General features: G+C 34.6%; 15 protein-coding genes and 2 tRNA genes. 5 read left to right on the top strand and 12 right to left on the bottom strand.

From position 1 onward, the window contains the following. Both FI695_07260 and FI695_07255 read left to right on the top strand, forming a co-directional pair. The coding region (locus FI695_07260; protein MQG51753.1) for a hypothetical protein at positions 1-3,292 on the top strand (3,292 nt) is incomplete at its 5' end. A 150-nt stretch (positions 3,293-3,442) separates the two neighbouring features. Further along, the gene (locus FI695_07255) at positions 3,443-5,515 is read left to right on the top strand and encodes a leucine-rich repeat domain-containing protein (GenBank protein ID MQG51752.1); all 2,073 of its coding nucleotides are present in this window, start codon (positions 3,443-3,445) and stop codon (positions 5,513-5,515) included. A gap of 6 nt (positions 5,516-5,521) precedes the next feature. On the opposite strand, the gene FI695_07250 is transcribed toward FI695_07255, so the two are convergent. From FI695_07250 to FI695_07205, 10 genes are all read right to left on the bottom strand, one after another. Then, complete coding sequence (locus FI695_07250) at positions 5,522-6,742, bottom strand: MFS transporter (protein MQG51751.1); 1,221 nt, start codon at positions 6,740-6,742, stop codon at positions 5,522-5,524. Positions 6,743-6,914: 172 nt separating this feature from the next. Next, positions 6,915-6,986, bottom strand: a tRNA-Met gene (locus FI695_07245). A gap of 63 nt (positions 6,987-7,049) precedes the next feature. Next, positions 7,050-8,405: a CoA transferase gene (locus tag FI695_07240; GenBank protein ID MQG51750.1), complete on the bottom strand. Its 1,356-nt coding sequence runs from the start codon at positions 8,403-8,405 to the stop codon at positions 7,050-7,052. Between the two features lie 5 nt (positions 8,406-8,410). Then, positions 8,411-9,763, bottom strand: a complete 1,353-nt coding sequence (locus tag FI695_07235) for a CoA transferase (GenBank protein ID MQG51749.1) — start codon at positions 9,761-9,763, stop codon at positions 8,411-8,413. 24 nt (positions 9,764-9,787) lie between these two features. Further along, positions 9,788-11,140 carry a CoA transferase gene (locus FI695_07230; protein MQG51748.1) on the bottom strand — a complete coding sequence of 451 codons (1,353 nt, stop codon included), beginning with the start codon at positions 11,138-11,140 and terminating at the stop codon, positions 9,788-9,790. A gap of 14 nt (positions 11,141-11,154) precedes the next feature. Next, positions 11,155-12,507, bottom strand: coding sequence for a CoA transferase (locus tag FI695_07225; protein MQG51747.1), 1,353 nt, complete (start codon positions 12,505-12,507; stop codon positions 11,155-11,157). A 16-nt stretch (positions 12,508-12,523) separates the two neighbouring features. After that, positions 12,524-13,723: a CoA transferase gene (locus tag FI695_07220; protein ID MQG51746.1), complete on the bottom strand. Its 1,200-nt coding sequence runs from the start codon at positions 13,721-13,723 to the stop codon at positions 12,524-12,526. Between the two features lie 88 nt (positions 13,724-13,811). Then, positions 13,812-15,035 carry a CoA transferase gene (locus FI695_07215; GenBank protein MQG51745.1) on the bottom strand — a complete coding sequence of 408 codons (1,224 nt, stop codon included), beginning with the start codon at positions 15,033-15,035 and terminating at the stop codon, positions 13,812-13,814. A 2-nt stretch (positions 15,036-15,037) separates the two neighbouring features. Further along, positions 15,038-16,378 (bottom strand): CoA transferase, encoded by a 1,341-nt coding sequence (locus FI695_07210; GenBank protein MQG51744.1) that lies wholly within the window; start codon positions 16,376-16,378, stop codon positions 15,038-15,040. Positions 16,379-16,390: 12 nt separating this feature from the next. Beyond that, the gene (locus tag FI695_07205; GenBank protein MQG51743.1) at positions 16,391-17,347 is read right to left on the bottom strand and encodes a hypothetical protein; all 957 of its coding nucleotides are present in this window, start codon (positions 17,345-17,347) and stop codon (positions 16,391-16,393) included. A gap of 137 nt (positions 17,348-17,484) precedes the next feature. On the opposite strand from FI695_07205, the gene FI695_07200 reads away from it, so the two are divergent. From FI695_07200 to FI695_07190, 3 genes are all read left to right on the top strand, one after another. Then, a tRNA-Gly gene (locus FI695_07200) sits at positions 17,485-17,560 on the top strand. A gap of 115 nt (positions 17,561-17,675) precedes the next feature. After that, a complete protein-coding gene (locus FI695_07195; GenBank protein ID MQG51742.1) occupies positions 17,676-17,999 on the top strand; it encodes a hypothetical protein in 324 nt (107 codons plus the stop codon). A 3-nt stretch (positions 18,000-18,002) separates the two neighbouring features. After that, the gene (locus FI695_07190) at positions 18,003-19,148 is read left to right on the top strand and encodes a hypothetical protein (protein ID MQG51741.1); all 1,146 of its coding nucleotides are present in this window, start codon (positions 18,003-18,005) and stop codon (positions 19,146-19,148) included. A 9-nt stretch (positions 19,149-19,157) separates the two neighbouring features. Here FI695_07190 and FI695_07185 read toward each other — a convergent pair whose 3' ends face one another. Next, complete coding sequence (locus tag FI695_07185; GenBank protein MQG51740.1) at positions 19,158-19,769, bottom strand: GDYXXLXY domain-containing protein; 612 nt, start codon at positions 19,767-19,769, stop codon at positions 19,158-19,160. A gap of 2 nt (positions 19,770-19,771) precedes the next feature. Further along, complete coding sequence (locus FI695_07180; protein ID MQG51739.1) at positions 19,772-20,995, bottom strand: DUF2157 domain-containing protein; 1,224 nt, start codon at positions 20,993-20,995, stop codon at positions 19,772-19,774. Between the last annotated feature and the right edge of the window lie 36 nt (positions 20,996-21,031).

Genomic DNA, 21,031 nt, shown 5'->3' with positions numbered 1-21,031 from the left:
TAGTTTGGCAGGGTTAGAAAATGTAACAAATCTAACAAGGGTATATGTTCGTGATAATAGAATTACAGATCTATCCCCATTAAAAAATCTGCCACGATTACGTGATTTAGAGATAGGGAATAACTTAGTTAGTGATATCTCTCCATTAGTGGGATTACCTAGTTTAAGCTATATTAATGCTTACAGTAATAGGATTACCGATATTAGCCCACTGACAGCAATCATCCCGTTAAGGAATGCATATTTTTCTAGTAATAATATATCGGATTTATCTTCATTAAAGAATGTTCAGTCTTCAAATTTACGTAATGTGAGTTTTGATTCAAATAGAATTATTGACGCAACTCCATTAGCAAACTTAACTAAACTAGAATATATTGGCCTTGGATACAACAATATCAGAGATATATCTTTTGTCACTAATATGCCAAATTTAAATAACCTTAGTATAGCTGGTAATAACCTAACAGATATAACTCCTCTATCCAATGCTCCTTTTTTGCAATATTTATATATAAATGATAATAAAATTACCGATATAACTCCTTTAGCTAATTTGCAGTATTTAGAACATTTAAACATTTCCCGTAATAACATTACAAACCTAGACTCCCTAAGAAGTCTACAATATTTAAAAAATCTTCAATTTTATGATTCTAACTTGACTGATATTTCATTTCTAGAATCCATGACCTTCTTAGAAGAAATCCGGTTAGACAACAACCGAATAACAAATATAGAGCCATTAAGAAAACTTCAGTATCTGGAAGGTATATTCTTAGATAATAATAGAATTATAGATATAACACCCCTTGTACAAAATGGAAATTTAATTCCTGATATCGAGATTGTTTTAAATGGGAACCCACTAAGCCAAGAATCTGTAGATATGGTATCTAATTTACGAGCAAGAGGTATGAATGTCGAGGCTCCAGCTTTTGGTATGCCTACTCCTACTCCGACGCCAGTTCCACCTACTCCTACTCCTACTCCACCTGCTAATGCCGTAATTTTTGAAAATCTTGAATTTGAATCAAAAATACGAGAAATGATTGGTAAGGATACAGGATATGTATTAAGAGAAGATGTATCTAAAATCACAGATATTGATCTGGAAAATGTTCAATTTGGTCATATCAGGGATATAAAACATTTTACCAACCTGACTAAATTAAAATTACGTGCTGGTGGAATATACGATCTTGAAGGTATTGGAAATCTACAAAAACTAGAACAACTAAATTTGTCGGGGAATAATCTTGTAAATATCCAACGGTTAGCCCAATTAAAGAGTTTGCGAACGTTAACGTTATATAATAACCAAATTTCTGATATATCTTCTTTAACACCTGCTAGTTTGCCAAATCTATCGGGACTATTTCTAGATGGGAATAATATTTCCGACATCGGTCCATTATTGCCTTCTGAGGGGAATTTAATAAAACAATTATGTTGTATTGGTATCGGGAATAATCCTATAAACGCGCAAAATATTGATTGGGCAAAATTTACAACAGAAAGAATACTTACTTTGCAAATCGGAGGACTAGGATTAAATGATGAGAATGTAAACGATTTATTCTCAGCAGAACACGGTTTTCTTAATTTGAAATTCTTAAATCTCAACAATAATAATATTACTGATATTACCCCCCTATTAGGAATTGAAGGCTTGGGGAAAGATTCATCTGTAAGTCTTAATAATAATATGATAGATGAATCTGAATTTGATAACCCTATTCAATCTCTCATTGAGAGAGGGGTAAAAGTCAATTATGATAATCAACGTCCACAAACAACTAGTACTAATACATCTAATTCAGGGTATAGTTCTAATGTTGATGGAACATGCGATAATCCTGGAGAATGGGTTGAATTTGCTGACAGAGGACTATTTGGTACTTTAATTGAAGCTTTGCAGGAAGCTGGTATAGAGTATTGTAGTGATTATAATAGCACAAAAATAACTCGTTTACCCCTAGAACAATTAACAGAACTTGATGCTTCTTATAAAGGGATTAGGTATCTCGACGGATTAGAAGCAGCATCAAACCTAAGTACTTTAAATCTCAGTGGGAACCAGATTGCAGAATTCTGGCCTTTGGACGCTTTATATAATCTTAAGGTACTCGAACTTGGAGAAAGTGAAATTTTTGATGCATCACCGATATTCAATATGATGGCACTAAATAATCTCGAAGTATTAAAATTAAATGACAACAACTTAGTTACTTTACAAGGAATTGAGAACCTATATAACTTAAGAGACCTTTTTCTTGCCGATAATGTTATATGTCAAGAAGGATTTAATCCGTTTGACTCATTAAGAGGTAATTATAATCTCCGCTTTTTAGATATTGGCTATCAGCAAAAGGATCAATGTATAACAGATATCAATTTCCTATATAATCTTCCAAATTTAGCTGGGCTTTCAATTGCTGATAGTGATGTAAATGATTTGTGGCCTTTAAGTGCAATGGGCGCAATAGCATATCTCAATCTCAGCGATATGAGGTACGTAGATGATTATTCCGCGTTACTTAATTTAAATTATCAGCCTAATGCGACTGTCAATTTAACGAATTCAAATGTACCTGATGGTATAGATGATGATATATATCGTCATCTAGATAACATGGGCGTAAATTTTGAAGGTATTGACCAAAGTGGCTCAAGTAACCAAAATATGAGTTCAAATGTAATTGTTGATACATCTGATTATAGATACCTTAACCCTGGTGAAGGAAGCGATGTACAACAAATAGAATTAATCCATAATAATAATTCTGCTTATAGCGGAATTTACAATATTGAACCATATGAATATTCTAGTGCGCCAGTTTATATGAAAGATAACTGTAACGCTGGTGGAAAAGGAACTTGTTATATATTCAAAGTTTCAGAGCGTGAATGGGTTTTACAGCCTTTCCCACCTGGCGCAGCAGTTGATGGTAATACATGGTTAGCTAATGACGTATTGAATGGTATGGATCCTTGGAATGGAGTATGGGGAGGCAATGTTCAGAGTGTCCGTATAACTATCCAATCTGATGGATCGTCGTTCAACAACAGCAATAATAATAATATTAATACCAGAAACAATAATGAATTTTTTATTCAAGATGAACAAAATACACGAGGTTTCTTATTTAATGTAGATGAAGTACCAGAATGGGCGCAGAACATAGGTCTTAATGACTTTAACACATTACTTGACCCTACTGTAATTGCAATCTTCGGTATATTTCTCACACTTCTTGGAACTGTAGCACAGATGGTTCGAGGCAGATAAAACTTATACCCCCTTATACTCAATATATAACTTTCTTGGTCTGATAAAAGCCTTTACTACTTTACTAGATGATATGATTATTGCTATATTGTTGGAGTTGACAACTTGATTTAGGAATATATCACTAATATCAAAGGACAGGTAATAGGTTTGAAACAAATAAGCTTAGGTATTAATTCTAAATTAAAAAGTATTTTATTCATAATTACTTTAACGACTCTAACGATGTTGTTATACTCTTTATCCGCTTCGACTATATATGCTGAACACGATGCTGCAAGCCAATCTGGTAACAATATGGGCAACTCTATGGGCAATATGGGAGATATGGGCTCCATGGGCAATATGGGATCCATGGGCAATATGGGTAATATGGGCGATATGGGTAGTATGATGGGCAACATGATGGGTGGAATGATGAATGATATGACTATGCCTATGGCATTAGATGTCATACATAATGATCCTGAAAGACCAGAGGTATCAAAAAATTACACAGGGACCTATGTTATGGAAGGCATGTTCATGGGTTTCCCATATTGGGTCAAAAATAACTGTATAGCAGAACAAACAATTCGCGATGGCCGTTGCTACATTTTTGTGTATTATGGCGATTGGGTTTTGCAGCCTTCACCTCCTGGTACAAATATTAATGGTGAAACACGTTTATACAACGACATCACTTATGCTGAATGGCCATGGATGGGTGGATGGGTTTCAGGAAACGTTCAGTCAGTAAGTATTAGTAATAATATGAATATGGGCAGTATGATGGGCAACATGATGGGTGGAATGATGAGTGGAGGCATGGGAATGCCAAACACATCTAACACGAATCAATATTCATCTCCTATGGTGGACACTGGATACCAGTGCAGAGGGGAGCCAAGAGTAATATTTTATGACGAGAGGCTTGTGGAAGCACTTATAGACGAATTTAACAACCAAGGGATAGCTTACAGCGCCTCTGGAAACGATTGTGATGACACATCACTAACCCTTACTTCTGTATTGGAATTAACAAAAGTTGATCTTTCAAATAAAGGAATAACTTCCTTAGAAGGAATAGAATACGCCACAAACTTAATAGCACTGCGATTGAATAATAACGAAATAAGCGATATCGACTTGTTATTAAGTCTTACAAATTTAAGAACCCTGGATATGAGAGACAATATGCTTGTTGTTCCAGACCAAGATCCTAGATATCCTCCTCAAGAAAACCCTCTAACACTCCTACAACGTAATGGAGTACAAACTGATGTTAACACCTTTCCTTTAAATAAAGTCTTACAAGATAAATATGATATTAATATCGCAAATTTACCAAATGTTTCACAACAACAATTAGCTGATATTTTATGGGGAGGAGATCCTCGATCTTTAGTCAATGCTAGTCGAACTCAACCGTCATCAAGCCAAAACCAACAAAACACAGGTGATTATTGTGATAGTGTAAGTGGTTTTACACGCTTTCAAGACAATTCTTTATGGACTTCTATCATAAATCAAATGAAGACTCAAGGATTAAGCTTTTGTAGTAACCCTCAAGACCTCTCAATTGACAGAGATGCATTAGAAAAAATAACTTTTCTAGAGGCAAACTTCCAAAATATAATTAATCTTAATGGTATAGAAACACTTAGGAATCTTGAAGAACTTCAAATTGCCGACAATAGAATTACTAATATTGAACCGTTAGGTAATTTAAGATCACTAATGGTTCTGGATTTATCTAACAATCAATTATGTCAAAGTACCTATAACCCTTGGGACAATCTCAGAGGATTAAGAATCGTCGAGTTATATATCTCAAATTCTTGTATTTCTGGACTAGATTTTACTGATGATTTAATAAACCTTCGATTTTTGGACATAAATGACAATCCAATATCCCAATCTTATAAGATAGAAGAATTGATAAATAGAGGTGTTGAAGTTGAATATAATGGGAACATTGGCACGAATCAACAATCTTCACAAAACAACTCAGGTTTTAATAATTCTTCTAATAACACTACCTCTAATAACAGTTCTTCCTTTTATTATGAAGAAGAAGGTAGTAGTAGAGGTTTCCTATTCAATGTGGATGAAGTACCTGAATGGGCTCAAAACATGGGCCTCAACGATGTAAACCAGCTTCTAGACCCTACCGTGATTGCTATCTTTGGTATATTTATCACCTTACTAGGAACAGTAGCTCAAATGGCTCGAGGTCGATAAAGTTAGTTAATTAGCGTCAGAGAGCATTCTAAAAGGGACTAATAGTATTAGGGCAATACATAAACAAATAACTAAAGAAGAAAGTGCCCCAATCTGCCCATATGGTGTAAATGCAGTAAAAACCCACCATAGAAATGAACCAAATAGATAGGCTGCCCTACCAGCTACATTATATAAACCAAATGATTCATTGATATCATTATCATCTGAATATTGAATAAGTATTGGACGATCAGCAACCCAAACACCACCTAATAATAGTCCTGTAAAAGATATTACAATCCACCAAATGTTTTGATCTAGGTTAAATAATGGGATAAGAACAATTCCTAGAAATCCAAGAATCCAGCAACTGATTACAAGAATAAGACAATGACGTGCTCCATATTTATCTGTAAAAAGCCCCCAAAATAGTGCACCTGGTATTGAAAAAATTATTCCAACAAATAAAAACCACGGTATTTTATTTGGAGGGATGCCCACAGTTTCTACTGCAAATAATGAAATAAAAGTTATACCTGCATTTATAGCCGACATATACCAGAATTTAACAAGAAGGAATTTTCTGATTCGAGTATATTTTGCCTCGAATAAATATTGAATCGGATTTGTTATAACACTTTTTAGTTTATTAGAAGTTGATAGAATTAAACTTGAATTTGTAGAAGTAAAGAATAGCAATTGAATTGCAAAAAGAGCCAAAATTAGTGAGATTATAAGAAATGCCAATTCATATGTTCCATATTGAGAGTTGATAAATAAACCTATAATTACGACAAAAAAAGATCCAGCATATCCTACACCTATACCTAACCCACCAATAAGCCCCCTATTTTGTGGTGTAGATACATCAATCAACATTGAGTTATAGGCAATTTCAGCAAAATTTAAAAACACTAAAGAGCATGCAAATAATAAAAGTATCACGAATATATTAGAAAAAAGACCATAGCAAAGTATGAACAGACAAGTAATGAGTGTGAATCCAAACACAAAATATCTTTTTGTAAAATAAATATCCATTATTTTACCTAAGGTTGGTCCTGCTAATAATGTAATAGCTGTTGCTATGGTGATAGTTAATGCAAAATCCGAATCATTTGCCCCTTTTATACTTACTAACCATATGGGAAAGAAATAACCTGTAATACCAGAATAAAATACTGTACTCCCTGCATCAAATGATATCCAACTTATTGCAGATAAAGAGAGGTTATATTTTTTCATGGAAAACTAACTCTTTTTGACATAAAGGATAGTGGATAGAAAAAGGACTTTGTATTATGAATTGATTAATGTGTATATTATGGAATCGAATCATTTACTTTATTTCTTTGATCTATACGTATATAGACAATTCTAGCAGGTAAGTAGATCGAAAGCTATTCTGGAAATAAAATGGGCCCGGAAGGGATCGAACCTACGACCAATCGATTATGAGTCGACCGCTCTACCACTGAGCTACGGGCCCTTGAAAATAATTCACTAGGTACGAATCGTATCTGATTTATGAGTATTTTGCAACTGAACTAAGTTATTCTATGCCTAAATTTTTTTGATAATCTGGGTCAATATATTTCACACCACCTGTGGTTGGTATAGAAGCAGCTGAATAATCTATAGCCTTATTCCGATATGCTGTGGGAATTTCATTAATAATATCTTGTTCAATTAAGTTTTCAATTAATCTATTATCTTTCCCCATAAGTTCGTTTAAAACATATTTATTAGCTTCTCCAAATGCAGGAGCGAAACCTTTAATTTTTATATGAGATTTATTTAGATTCCATGGACGTGAAATAAGGGCTCGAGTACCTAGGTTTCTTTCTGGTGGAGCAGTCACTTTCTCGATGAATCCACGTTGATGATAATGTGTATTAGTAAAATAGTCTTTTGAATCAAAAACAGGGCCTGATGGTATACCCAATTCTTGTAATAATTCCATCAATTCAAATCGTTCATAATTTTTTGTAAAATTCGCAATTATTTCGTCAATTTCATCATGATTTTTCAGACGTGCTGAATTATCGACAAATTTGGGATTTGATTTTAAGTCTGGTTTTTCCATAGCTATACACAAAGATTCCCAATGTTGTTGAGTTAAAGCAGAAATTACTATCCATTGATCTTGCTCTTTGTTTGTAGGATAACAACCTTGTGGGGCATATTGTGGATGTCGATTGCCAATACGAGATGGTAGTCGTTTATTATCTACCCAGTCTAATATATATTCACCAAGAAAATAACATCCTAATTGATACATACCTATATCAATCCATTGCCCTTTCCCAGTTCGATTTCTATATCTTAACGCTGATGCAACTGAAAATAGGCCACTCCAGGATGCTAAAAAGTCAACGTAAGACATTCCTGCTTTAGATGGAATATCATTGAGATACCCAGTAACTGATGCTGTACCATGAGTTGCTTCCATTGTAGTAGCTTGTCCCGGATATGATGCATATGGTCCTTCACTATGGCCATATCCTGTATTTGATAGCATAATAATATCTGGTTTGATTTTCTTTATGTCTGCATATGTAAGATTCCAGCGTTTCATAACACGTGGGGTGAAATTTTCCATTATGATGTCTGAAATTTTTATTAATTCTATAAACAAGTCTCGACCTTCTTGTCGAGACATATCCAATGTTAAAGATCTTTTACCCCTGTTCATATTATTAAAGCCAGCAGCTTTGTTCCAATAGTCTCCACCATTTTCTCCATCAGGACCTTGTGGCGCAGTTAATCTCCTAGAAATATCGACATGGGATGGGCCTTCAATTTTAATCACTTCAGCACCAAGATCAGTCATTACCCCACCACCATATGGCATAGCTACAACATATGTAGAGTCTAGGATTCTAACTCCTTCTAAAGGTAATTTCATTTTATTTACTCAATTCCTAAATTTTTCTTGTATTCTTTATCAAACCAACCGTTTCCTAATGTTTGAGTACCTCCTTCTCGACCAGTAGATATTTGACCTTGTCGTATTCTGGTAGGAATTTCATTAACTATATCCATATCATGCATAGTTTGTATAAAGGATTTACTTTTAGCTAGTAAGTTATTAAGTATATCATCATTTCCGTCTCCTAATGCAGGACCATAACCTTTGATTTTAATATTTGATTTGTTTAAGTGCCATGGTCTAGCGATCAAAACTCGTGGGCCAATACCCCTTTCTTTAGGACCATCTACTCGTTCAAGAAAACCTCTATCCCAATGATGTTTTGAAATGGAAGAGTCGCGAACATCTAATACGGGGCCAGAAGGGATTTCTAATTTTTGAAGGTGTTCAGTTAATTCAAATCTTTCAAAGTTTTTTGTAAATTCAGATATGATTTTATCAATTTCATCATGATTTGTTATTCGTAGCTCGTTATTAAGAAATCTGGGGTCATCTAATAAATCTTTACGGTTCATAAAGTCACATAGATTTTCCCATTGTTTTTGATTAATTGCTGAAATTGTTATCCATCTATCATCTTCATTAGTTGGATAACAACCTTGCGGGGCATATTGTGGGTGTCGATTGCCAATACGTGATGGTAAACGTGTATTAGAAATCCAGTCCATTAAATACTCACTAATAAAAGAAACGCCCAGTTGGTACATGCCTATATCAACCCATTGGCCTTTCCCTGTACGATTTCTATATCGTAATGCTGAAGCGATTGCAAACAAAGCGTGCCAGGATGCTAAAAAATCTACATATGACCGGCCAGCTTTGTCTGGTAGCTCACCTGGGTAACCAGTGACTGAGGCTGTTCCATGAGTGGCTTCCATCGTTGTAGCTTGCCCGGGATAAGATGCATATGGTCCATCACTATGCCCATAACCAGTATTAGAAACCATAATAATATCAGGTTTGATTTTTTTTATATCATCGTAGGTAAGATTCCATTTTTTCATTACCCTCGGAGTAAAATTCTCAACTACAACATCACTTACTTTAAGCATTTCAATAAATAAATCACGACCTTCTTGTCTGCCCATATCCAATGTAAGCGATCTTTTCCCGCGATTCATTGTGGTAAATCCTGCCTTTTTATTCCAATAATCCCCTGAGCTATCTTGATCTGGGCCTTCAGGAAGTGCCAAACCACGAGTACCATCTAAATGTGCAGGTCCTTCAATTTTAATAACATCTGCACCTAAATCAGCCAAAATACCACAAGTATAAGGCATTGCAACAACGTAAGTTGAATCTAAAACTCGCACACCTTCCAAAGGTAACTTCATAGATGTTAATCCTTGCTATTTTATTTATAAAATATCTAGTTTCTTTTTGAAATCAGGGTCAAAGGATTTCAAACGTCCTGCAGCAACTAATTCTTCAAGACTCATTGTGGGTGTAGGACGTAAGTTTACAGGCACTGTGGTTGTAATATTAGTTTCAACGAGATTATTGTATTTTTGTTCAGTATGTCCGAGTAAATCGACAATAAAATCATGGTTAGAGTCTCCAAAAGGTGGAGCAGGTCGATGTATTTTAAGATCAGATTTATTAGCTTTCCAAGGTCGGCCCATTAATACACGCTTGCCCATTTTTCTCTCTTCAGGGAATTGAATTGTCTCTAAAAATCCACGTTCCCAATAATGAGGATTTGTATTCGAATCACTCGCATCATAAACTGAACCAGCAGGAATGCCTAAATTTTGCAAATCAGTTGTAAGGGTATGCTTATCATAAGATTGCGTATATTTATTAATAATTTGATCAATTTCTTTATAATGTTCTCTTCGGCCTAATTCAGTTTGATATTTTGGATTCTCTTGTAATTCTTTAGCATTCAAAGCTTTACAAAGGTTTTCCCATTCTGTATCTGAACCAATGGAAATTGAAATCCATTCATCAGCACCAGCACATCGATAAACCCCTTGAATAGAACGCCATCTATGTCGATTACCAATTCTTTCTCCTTTAAAGGAGTTAGACATCCAATCAAGTATATATTCAGACGTTAAATAGGCTCCTAACTGATACATACCTACATCAACCCATTGACCTTCTCCAGTTTTATTTCTATGTCGTAAAGCATTAGCAATACCCATTAAGCCAGACCAACACGATAAGAAATCAATAAAGGATTGGCCTGCTTTAGAAGGTATATCATTATCGTAGCCTGTGATATGGCAATGTCCGTGTGTTGCTTCCTGAGTAGTGGCCTGGGCAGGATAAGATGACCAAGGGCCTTCACCATGACCATATCCTGTATTAGAAACCATAATAATATCTGGTTTAATCTTTTTGAGGTTTGGATAATCAAGACCCCACCTTTTCATCACGCGTGGTGTAAAATTTTCCATAAATATATCTGACTGTTTAAGCATATCGACTAATATTTCTCTACCTTCATCTTTACTCAAGTCAAGAGTCAGTGATTTTTTCCCACGGTTTATTTGATTATAAGAAGCAGTTCTATTCCATGAATCATCACCCACAATATTATCAGGATATGCTCCAGCAAATGCTCCATTACGAGTTGTATCTGGCCTCCCAGGTCCTTCAATTTTAATAACTTCAGCACCTAAATCAGATAAAATACCTGCTGCATATGGAAATGCAAATACATATGTAGATTCAATTACTCGTATTCCTTCAAGTGGCGCTTTCATAGTTATAGTCTCCGTTATATTCCTAATTTACTTTTATAATCTGCATCAAAATATGCGAGTCTGCCTGATTGTACTTGTTCTTCTAATGACGAAGTAGGTACTTCTCGTATTTCAGCAGGTTTTTCGGCAATAAATCCTTTTGAAATAAAATCTTTATAATCCTTATCGCTCATACCTATTAATTCTTGCAAAATACGGCTGTTACTTGACCCCAAGGGTTCAATTGGGGCTCTAACGCGAGCATCTAGTTTACTACCCTTCCATGGGCGTCCCATTATTTTTCTCGTTCCAATATTTCTAAATTCTGGATATTCTACACGTTCAATAAAACCACGTTCTTGATAATGTGGATTTAAATTACAATCAGCAGAATCGAATACCGGACCGCATGGAATATTTTGGTTTTGTAGTAATTCCATAATTTCATATTTGTTTTTAGTCTTTGTCCATTCTGAAATAATTTGATCTATTTCGTCATGATATCGTCTTCTATTCAATAAGGTTGCAAATTTTTCATCAGAAGCAAGTTCTGGCTTTCCCATAATTTCACAAAGCTGTGCCCATTGAGAATCTTCGCCTATTGATAATACAACCCATTGATCTATTCCATTACAAGGGTATGTGCCTTGAGGTGTTCTCCATGGATGTCTATTCCCGAATCGTCCTGATTTGTTTTGATTAGATTGCCAGTCCATAATATATTCGGCTGTACCCATAACTCCAAGTTGGTACATCCCAATATCAATCCACTGACCTTTGCCAGTTTTATTTCTATATCTTAAGGCTGAAGCTACTGCAAATAAACCTGACCAACATGCAAGAAAATCCACATAAGAAGCTCCTGCCTTGGAAGGTATATCATTATTGTAGCCAGTTATGTAACAATGGCCATGTGTAGCCTCTTGTGTGGTGGCTTGGGCAGGATAAGCAGAAAAAGGGCCTTCTCCATGACCATATCCTGTATTTGAAATCAAAATTAAATCAGGTTTAATTTTTTTTATATTTTCGTAATCTAACCCCCATCGTTTCATTACCCTTGGAGTATAATTTTCCATCATTACATCACTTATAGAAATTAACTCTTTAAGGTATTCACGGCATTCCTCTTTACTCAAATCTAAGGTGAGTGATTTTTTATTCCTGTTCAATAAATTAAAACTAGCGGATCGATTCCAGTAGTCCTCTCCAGGATTATTATCAGGAAATCCACCAGAAAATTGTCCGCCTCTCACAATGTCAAGGTGGCCTGGTCCTTCTATTTTAATAACTTCTGCCCCCATATCTCCTAATATTCCTCCTGCGTAGGGCATAGCAAAGACATAAGTTGAATCAATAATTCTCAAATTTTCAAAGGGTGATTTAGTCATCACATACTCCAGTAAATTAGATAATTTCTAACTCTCGTAATTTAACTAAGTCTTCTTTAGAATAATTTAAAGTCTCAGTGTAAACCTCAACATTATGTTGTCCCAGGGTTGGTGAAGGAATTCTATATTGACTTGGAGTTTCACTCATATTAAACAATCTGAATGGTACCTTGATCTTGCCAATAACAGGATGATCGACTTCTTCATAAAAGTTTCTAGCTTCTAATTGAGGGCAGTTTGCTAAATCTTCAGGCGTTTGGACTATTCCAAATAACATTCTGTAATCTTCTGAGGCTGTCTTAAACATTTCGTGCATTTTACGATCTTTTGTAGCTTCAGTAAGAACTTCGTCAAATTCAACACCGTTTTGAACACGCAATTCAGCATTTGCAAATTTTTCTTCTCTGAGAACTTCATTGCCATAAAAATCAACAATATCGTCCCATGTAGCACCGCCACCTGGCTGACTGATAAAGTATCCATCAGCACAAGGCATAACGTTACCAAAACCAGCGCCTTCTGACCTTCTTCTACCTTGTACAGCACCAGTCCAGCTATAAAAAGGTTGATTTACAACAAGAGTCGAATTGACTACTTCTTGTATAGAAACATCAACATGTTGTCCTTCATTTGTAAAATCCCTCATGAGCAAAGTAAAAGCTGTTGATAAAGCGCCATTAATACCCGATTCATACTGAGACTGAAACCCACCATGCTTCAAGGGTTCACGATCAGCAGTGCCACTAATACTCATAATTCCACTCATTGCATATGCAACAATTTCTTCGCCTTTATATTTACTATATGGCCCGGTTTGTCCAAACCATGTAATAGAAGTTAAAACAATCTTAGGATTTATCTTTTCTAATTCAGTGTATCCTAACCCAAGTGAATCAAGATATCCTGGTTCAAAAGATTCAACAACCACATCGCATTCAGCTACAAGTTCTTTAAATATTTTTTGCCCAGTAGATGTTTCCAGATTTAAGGTAATACCTCTTTTATTTAAGTTTAAGAGTAGAAAAAATAAGCTTTTTTCTATATCTGGGTCATCTTTATGAAAAGGAGCCATAGTTCTACCATAATCTCCTGTTAACGGTTCAACTTTTATCACATCTGCACCAAAATCACCAAGAATTTTGGCTGCAAATGGCCCTGCTATTCCTTGACTAATATCAAGTACCTTAATGTCTTCTAAAGCTCCAGGTGCAATCATAATTCATAACCTCCATTGCATCATTTTGTATCAAACTTATTTGGAATTTGATCTCATCTATTATAACAAATAGTTACTAAGTATCATCCTAAATTATGCCTCCTTGTTTAAGCATAATCACATCATTCTTAGAATATTCTAATTCTTCACAATATATTTCAGTATTGTGTTCTCCCAATAATGGTGCAGGTCGAGTAAACTGCCATGGGCAATTAGGAAGCCTAAAAGTTTCTCCAGGAATATTGATTTTTCCAATTTTAGCGTGCTCGACCTCTATAAAATATCCTCTATCTGCTAATTGCGGACACTTTAGTAAATCTTCAGGAGTTTGAACTACTCCGGTAACCCAGCCTTCACTCATAGTTTTATCGAAATAATCATATTTATTCCATTCCTCTAATTTCGGTAAAAGTATTTCGTCTAACTCATCTGCGTTTTCAATTCGATCTGTAGCGCTAGAAAATTTTTTGTCACTCAATTCAGGGATATCTAGCATTTCAGCATAGGTACTAAATAGTGGACGTTGTCGTCCTTGTTGAGAAGATGCCCCTATATAGCCATCTTTAGCTTTAACAATTCCTTCAAATTTAATTCCTTTAAAAGAACTACCTTCTACCTTTGTCGCACGAGCTTCTATACCGCCCGTGTAGGAATATCTCGTTGGTCCATTGTAATGATGAGAAGCTACAACTTCTTGCAATGAAACATCAATGTGTTGCCCTGTATTACTCATAGACCTTGAAAACAATGCAGAAGTTATAGTGTAAGCAGCTGTCATTCCGGCCATATAATAGCTCTGTGGATGGCCATGCTTTAATGGAGGCTTCCCATATGCTCCACTTATATGCATTATTCCACTCATTGCATAGTAGATCAAATCATTACCTTTGAAATCACTACGTGGTCCATATTGTCCAAATGGTGTAAGGGACATAATAATTAATTTAGGAAATTTATGTTTTAACTCTTCATAACTAAGCTCTATTTTTTCTAAATATCCTGGTTGAAAATTTTCTACCAACACGTCTACATTACTTAATAATTCAATTAATATCTTTTTACCAGAGCTTTGGTTAATATCTAAAGTTATACTGCGTTTATTGCAATTAAGATAAAAATATAGCAAACTTTTTTCTTTATCAGGATCGTCATGAAAAAATGGACCAATATGACGAGTTAAGTTACCTTTGTTGGGTTTTTCTATTTTTATAACATCTGCACCATAATCTGCAAGATATTTTGTGCAATATGCCCCACTTATATCGTCACTCATATCAAGAACTCTTATATTTCCTAATGCCTTCTCACTCATTGCTATCCCAATCCCAAGTTTATTTTATAATCTGTATCAAAATCTGTAATAGTGCCATCTTCTTTTAGTTTTTCTAATGATGGAGGATTTGCAGAAGATCGTTGATTTATCGGTTCGTCAGCAATTATTCCTAAGTCGTAAAAGTCATCGATTGTATCTGAATCATACCCCAGAAGATCCGATAATACTTGTTCATTATGTTCGCCTAAGCCAGGTCCTGGGCGACGAATTTTTACTTGTGCATTTGACATTTGCCAACCACGACCAGAATAGATTTGTTTCCCAATATTATCTGAAGAATTATGGGTTATCACTTCATAAAAACCCCTATCTTTCAAGTGCTGATCTAATAATAAATCTTTACTATTCATAACAGGACCTGCAGGAATACCTTTAGATTGTAATGTATCCGTTAATTCATTATTGTCATAAGATGAAGTCCAGTCAGAAATTAAAGAATCGAGAGATTCTCTATTTTTGAGTCTTGAAAATGAATCAGAATATTCATCAAGCAAACACCAATCAGGGTTTCCCATAACTTCACAAAGAGCATGCCATTGGGAATCATTTTCAGTACCTATAGCAATCCATCGATCTTCACCTTTTGAAGGATATACATTATGGGGTGCATAGTATTCATGAGCATTTCCCATAACTTGACCGTTTCGTTTATTCGCAACAAAATCAAGAAGTTTGTCGCCAATTGTCGATACACCAATTTGATACATAGCAAAATCAATCCATTGACCTTGTCCAGTTTGTTGCCTATGGAGTAATGCTGACATGATAGCAAATACTGCTGTCCAGCCCACAGGAACATCGTAAAAAGCAGCACCAACTCTTCTAGGTCCTTCGTCAGTGTATCCAGTGAATTGGCTTAAGCCACAGGTAAGTTCGAACATTCGACCAATACCTGCGTATTGTCTCCAAGGGCCAGTATAACCAAATCCAGTATTTGATATATAGATTATGTCAGGTTTTATTTTTTTGATTTCTTCATAATCTAACCCAAGTCTCTCCATACTTCCTGCACGATTATTTTCAATAATAACATCACTTAATGATGCTAGATCTTTAAAAGCATCTTGGCCTTCTTCAGTTCTTAAATTTAGAGTAATATCCAACTTACTTCTTTGTAAGGCATGAAATAATCCATCTCTATTCCAAAAATTATTCCCAGGTTTATTATCGGGGAAAATGCCACCGCCTTCTGAACGTGGAGCAGTATGGTTTTCTATTTTGATAACTTCAGCACCCATATCAGCTAGAATGTGAGTTGCAGTTGGCATAGCTACCATAGTAGTAGAATCTAACACTCTGAGACCTTTAATTAATTCCTCCATCACTCCCCCTGTCTAATGATTTATTGAAAAAAAAGTTTTAGGATTTTCAATCATCATTTGGTTGATTGATTGATCAGAAACACCTAATTCTTTTAGTCTCGGTAAGAATTTGTTTTTAATAAATAAATAGCCATCTGGATTTCTTTCGTGCCTCATTACTCTCATTTCTTCAGAATTAACGAACGAATCAACTGACCAATCATGTCCCAACATAATTCGATTATCAAAACCTTCATCAATAAGCTCTTTAGTAATAACAGCTCGTTGTTCCCATTCAGGAGTTCCTGGATGATGTCCACCTGGTAATCGATCTAATCCTAACCAGACACCTTTGGATAGTAATCCTCGAAGATAATTAATATCAGTTGAATCATTGCTATGTCCAACATAAACAGTATTTGGATCTACACCTTCGTCTTCAAATATGGAAATTTGTTGTTCTCCTACACGTTCAGGAGCCCATGTATGGGTAGATATGGGAGTCTTTGTAGCCTTACTTGCTCGTGAAGCAGCTCTTAGTATTATTTCGCCTTCAGGGGTTACGCCGCCCATATCATTAGCAACTTTTATAATTCCTGGTTTAATACCAGTACCTTCAATACCAACTTCAATTTCACGGATATATAAATCTGCAATTGTATCTGGGGATGCTGTCCAAAAAACTCGAGGTATATCACGCCAAGTTCCTGTTGCGCAAATTACATTTACACCAGATCTTTTAGATACTTCTTCAATTAACCTTATATCTCGTCCTAGATCAAGAGTACTGACATCAACGATTGTATCCACTCCTTCAGATTTAATTTTAGTAAAGGTTTCAACTGCCCTTTCAACTAAACGATCTCTCTGAATTAATTCTGGAAACACCTGTTGTATACCAGCTGATGTTGTTAGGATATGCTCGTGGGATAATGTAAAGCCTAAGTTTGCTGTATCCAGTGGCCCCAACACACTATTAATAATAGCCATAATCACCTCTCTATCTGAATATCGGGTATATGATAACGCATTTAAATTGAATATTGAATAACAGAATTACTTTGAATAAATAGATTAAATTGAAATTTGGAAAAAAATAGCATTATATGGTAATGTATAACTCCAATCCGGGGGTAGCACAATTGGTAGTGCGTCACCCTTCCAAGGTGAATGTTGCGGGTTCGAGTCCCGTCCCCCGGTCCATTAATTTAAACATAAAAATGCCCATAGAATATTATTAAAAGTGTTTATCTATGTGATTTTATTTATATTAATATGAATGTATGGTAGTATCACAAATATAATTTAGGAGTAAATTATGAGTGAATGGAATTATACAAAATGTTCAAAGCCATTTGAAAGTGTTGAAGATGCATTGGAGTTTATGATCTCTAGGTCATTTGAAGGCCAAGTACTTCAACGAACAAAAGGATATACAGCCGTATGTCCTACATACCCTGAAGGTTTTTATCCTGACGCTGTCCCAGTAGCATCCTATTCACCAGATACCGGTGTTGTCAAAAATGACAAAACAATCAATCTCATATTAAATACAAACACATCTGGTAATCTAGAATTAGAATGTTGCCCAGATCCAGTAAACATTACGTCAAATAATAATATTGAAAAAAATTGTTGCTAAATTATGCAATCTCAACGTATTTCTACAATCATACAAGAGTATGATTCTCAGGGATATCACCGAACAGGAACGGTTACAGATCATCTCTCTGCAAATTGGTTAATAGACAAAATCAGGTCGATAGGCCTTTCAGCAATGAAAGAGTCATTCTCCCTAAATCGAGTAAACCCAATTACCTCACATATAAAAATCAATGATTCTATAATTGAAGGTTTACCAATGTTTGATTGCCTATATACAGATGAAAATGGTATTAAAGGAACTATTGGATTATATGGTGATAATGTTGATATACCAGTTTTTGAAATGAATCATGGAAATATTAACTACTCTGAAAATTTACTCTATGCAAGACAATCTGGAGAATATAAAGCAGTAATTGTTTTGACTGTTGGAGAAACACCTGGATTAATGGCTATTAACACACCTGAGTTTGGCCAACACTATGGTGTTCCAGTATTACAAATCTCAGGTGAATATAAAGAAGAAATTACACGTGCAATTTCATCACATAAAAATGTACATATAATGGTACATGCAGATTTTGAACAATCGGAATCATATAATATTATTACTGAAATTAAGGGAAGCAATAATGATCTAAATCCAATAGTAGTTATGACTCCTCGAAGTGGATGGTGGAATTGTGCATCTGAACGTGGTGGTGGTATAGCCTGCTGGCTTGAAGTGATGCAATATATCATTTCAAAAAAAGTTTCTAGAAATGTTATTTTTGTCGCTACTAGTGCGCATGAATTAGGTGCTTATGGTATTCAATCCTTCTTAGATAAAAGACCTGATTTCATCAAAAAAGTATCAAATTGGGTTCATTTTGGCGCAAATATTGGTGCTGCAGTTATGCCTGGTACAAGATTCTGTTCCTCAAACACACAATTAAGACAAATTACAAGTAATGCATTAATAAAAGAAAATATAAATGATGCTATTGCAATTGATTTAGGAGTAATACTCGGAAGAGAATCTGCATTTGTTGCGAATTTAGGTGCAAACGTTGTTGTTCTCCAAGGGACTAATGCTTTGTTCCATCTTCAAAAAGACAGATGGCCTGTATCGGTAGATGTAAAAAAAATAGCTAGGTTATCAAAATCATTTAACCAAATTGTTTTTGAATTAGCGAATACAGAGTAAATAATTTAATTAAGGCCACTTTATACCATCAACAAGTAACGATTCTATCTGAGAACCACCATGCTTATTCACCTTTACATTTACTTTCACGTCATCTGCTGTTTCAATTATTTTTCCTGTATCAACCTGAACAAAATAATTTTCAATACCATAAGTGATATTAAGTTCACGGAATCTTTCTTCTGTATCAAGGCGTTCGATATCATCGACTGTTGAAAGTTTTCCTTTGATTCGAATAAATTCAGAAATATTAGAATTATTATCTGTAATTAAATCCCCTCCATCATATGAGGATGAAATTCCAAATGCGTGCCATATATCACCGGCTGGCTTCAAAAACACATATACATCTTTATCAGTTTCTTCCCAAAATTCATAATAACAGCAAGTGGTTTTGTCAGAACTATTACGTTTTGTTGGATTTTCATTCAAATGTGAAATTTCATAATCTAAAATGACATAATCGCCTCGAAATATATCTCTAGGATCTACTGGCTGAGTTTGTAGTGTTATTATCTTAGATTCTGAAAATCTAATTTCTTGAATTACTACAAATACAATGATAGATATAACCTGAAGAGCAACAATCAGGGACAAATATATTTTTTTTGTTCTAGACATAGTTAGCCCTCATCCAAATGAAATCTATCTAATAAACGTCGTCTAATACGTTCAAAAGACACTCCTCCCAGTAGTAATAAAATACCTGTAATTGCAAAAAACAATCCAGTATCAATCATTCCTATAAAGAGGTCAAAATATTTTGTAAAAATAAATAAAATGGCTGCAAAAAGGCCTAAGTTGACCAACGAATACCTTTTAAGCCTAATACCAACGTAAGTAATCAATAAACTTAATCCTAAAAATATAATATTGAAAACAACCATGATAAAAAATAGAAGATATTTATCAGTAATTTTAGGTGTAAAGAATAAAAACCAGGATAATAATATGAGATACGAAAGTACAAAGGATTCGAGAATTAAAAGTTTAGGTGAAAATTCAAAATTTCTTAAATAATATTTACTTAATTGAATAAGTAGAACTATAGTTGTTAAAAGTATGATGGGAATTATATTGGGGAAGTAGTTAATATCCGTTTCCCATTCATTCCAAATCCCATCCATTGTTAAAATATAAGAAACTGCTAATGATACAGAACTCCCAATGAAAATTAAAGTATTTGTAAATATGTTAAAATTGGCAGTTTTGGAATGTAAGAAACCAATAAGATATATTAAAACACCATATAAAACATAGAATGAAAAAATAAATTGAGAGGCATCCTCTGTAAATAAAGTTGCGAGTTTCCATCCAGGCCAGAATATTATTATTCCCATACTTAACCTAAATAAAGCTTTAGAATAAATTATATATGCAACTGGTAAAACTCCCAAAAGTATCCACAATAATATATCGAAATTATCAGATCTTATATGATACATTTGGCCAATTAAAAAGACACTACCACTGAATAGAAATGCTGCAAGAAAAAATATAGATGCCCCTATACGTTTATAAATAGTTTTATACCTAAGCCAGTACCCAATAACATTTGCCGTTATTACACTAATAACACTCATGGTAATTTTTACGATGGGAGGAATAGAGTTCCAGTTAGCTGCAATAAGTAACACAACCCCTAAACCAACTAAGACTGCACCCAATGTACTTAGAATTATTATAAGTCTAGAGTAACTATTGCCTTTATCGAGAATATCTTTAGTTACACCATAATATTCAAGAATAGAATCTTCTTGGATATTGGTTATTATTCCCCGCTCAACAAAAACTTTAAGATCTTTTCTTATTCTATCTAAGAAATTTAAATTATTTGAAGATTTCATAGTAAATAACTTTCAAATTTTACTATCTTTCAAATC

This window comes from SAR202 cluster bacterium, from assembly GCA_009392515.1.
Taxonomy (GTDB): Bacteria; Chloroflexota; Dehalococcoidia; order Lucifugimonadales; family UBA6952; genus UBA6952.
Note: the sequence above shows the minus strand (reverse complement) of the source record. Positions and strands in the feature narration are given on the sequence as shown.

What these genes read in the sequence shown, in the direction of transcription:
- FI695_07250 (MQG51751.1), bottom strand. Translation starts at nt 6,742, where the DNA reads ATGAAAAAATATAACCTCTCTTTATCTGCAATAAGTTGGATATCATTT.
- FI695_07240 (MQG51750.1), bottom strand. Translation starts at nt 8,405, where the DNA reads ATGAAATTACCTTTAGAAGGAGTTAGAATCCTAGACTCTACATATGTT.
- FI695_07235 (MQG51749.1), bottom strand. Translation starts at nt 9,763, where the DNA reads ATGAAGTTACCTTTGGAAGGTGTGCGAGTTTTAGATTCAACTTACGTT.
- FI695_07230 (MQG51748.1), bottom strand. Translation starts at nt 11,140, where the DNA reads ATGAAAGCGCCACTTGAAGGAATACGAGTAATTGAATCTACATATGTA.
- FI695_07225 (MQG51747.1), bottom strand. Translation starts at nt 12,507, where the DNA reads ATGACTAAATCACCCTTTGAAAATTTGAGAATTATTGATTCAACTTAT.
- FI695_07220 (MQG51746.1), bottom strand. Translation starts at nt 13,723, where the DNA reads ATGATTGCACCTGGAGCTTTAGAAGACATTAAGGTACTTGATATTAGT.
- FI695_07215 (MQG51745.1), bottom strand. Translation starts at nt 15,035, where the DNA reads ATGAGTGAGAAGGCATTAGGAAATATAAGAGTTCTTGATATGAGTGAC.
- FI695_07210 (MQG51744.1), bottom strand. Translation starts at nt 16,378, where the DNA reads ATGGAGGAATTAATTAAAGGTCTCAGAGTGTTAGATTCTACTACTATG.
- FI695_07205 (MQG51743.1), bottom strand. Translation starts at nt 17,347, where the DNA reads ATGGCTATTATTAATAGTGTGTTGGGGCCACTGGATACAGCAAACTTA.
- FI695_07195 (MQG51742.1), top strand. Translation starts at nt 17,676, where the DNA reads ATGAGTGAATGGAATTATACAAAATGTTCAAAGCCATTTGAAAGTGTT.
- FI695_07190 (MQG51741.1), top strand. Translation starts at nt 18,003, where the DNA reads ATGCAATCTCAACGTATTTCTACAATCATACAAGAGTATGATTCTCAG.
- FI695_07185 (MQG51740.1), bottom strand. Translation starts at nt 19,769, where the DNA reads ATGTCTAGAACAAAAAAAATATATTTGTCCCTGATTGTTGCTCTTCAG.
- FI695_07180 (MQG51739.1), bottom strand. Translation starts at nt 20,995, where the DNA reads ATGAAATCTTCAAATAATTTAAATTTCTTAGATAGAATAAGAAAAGAT.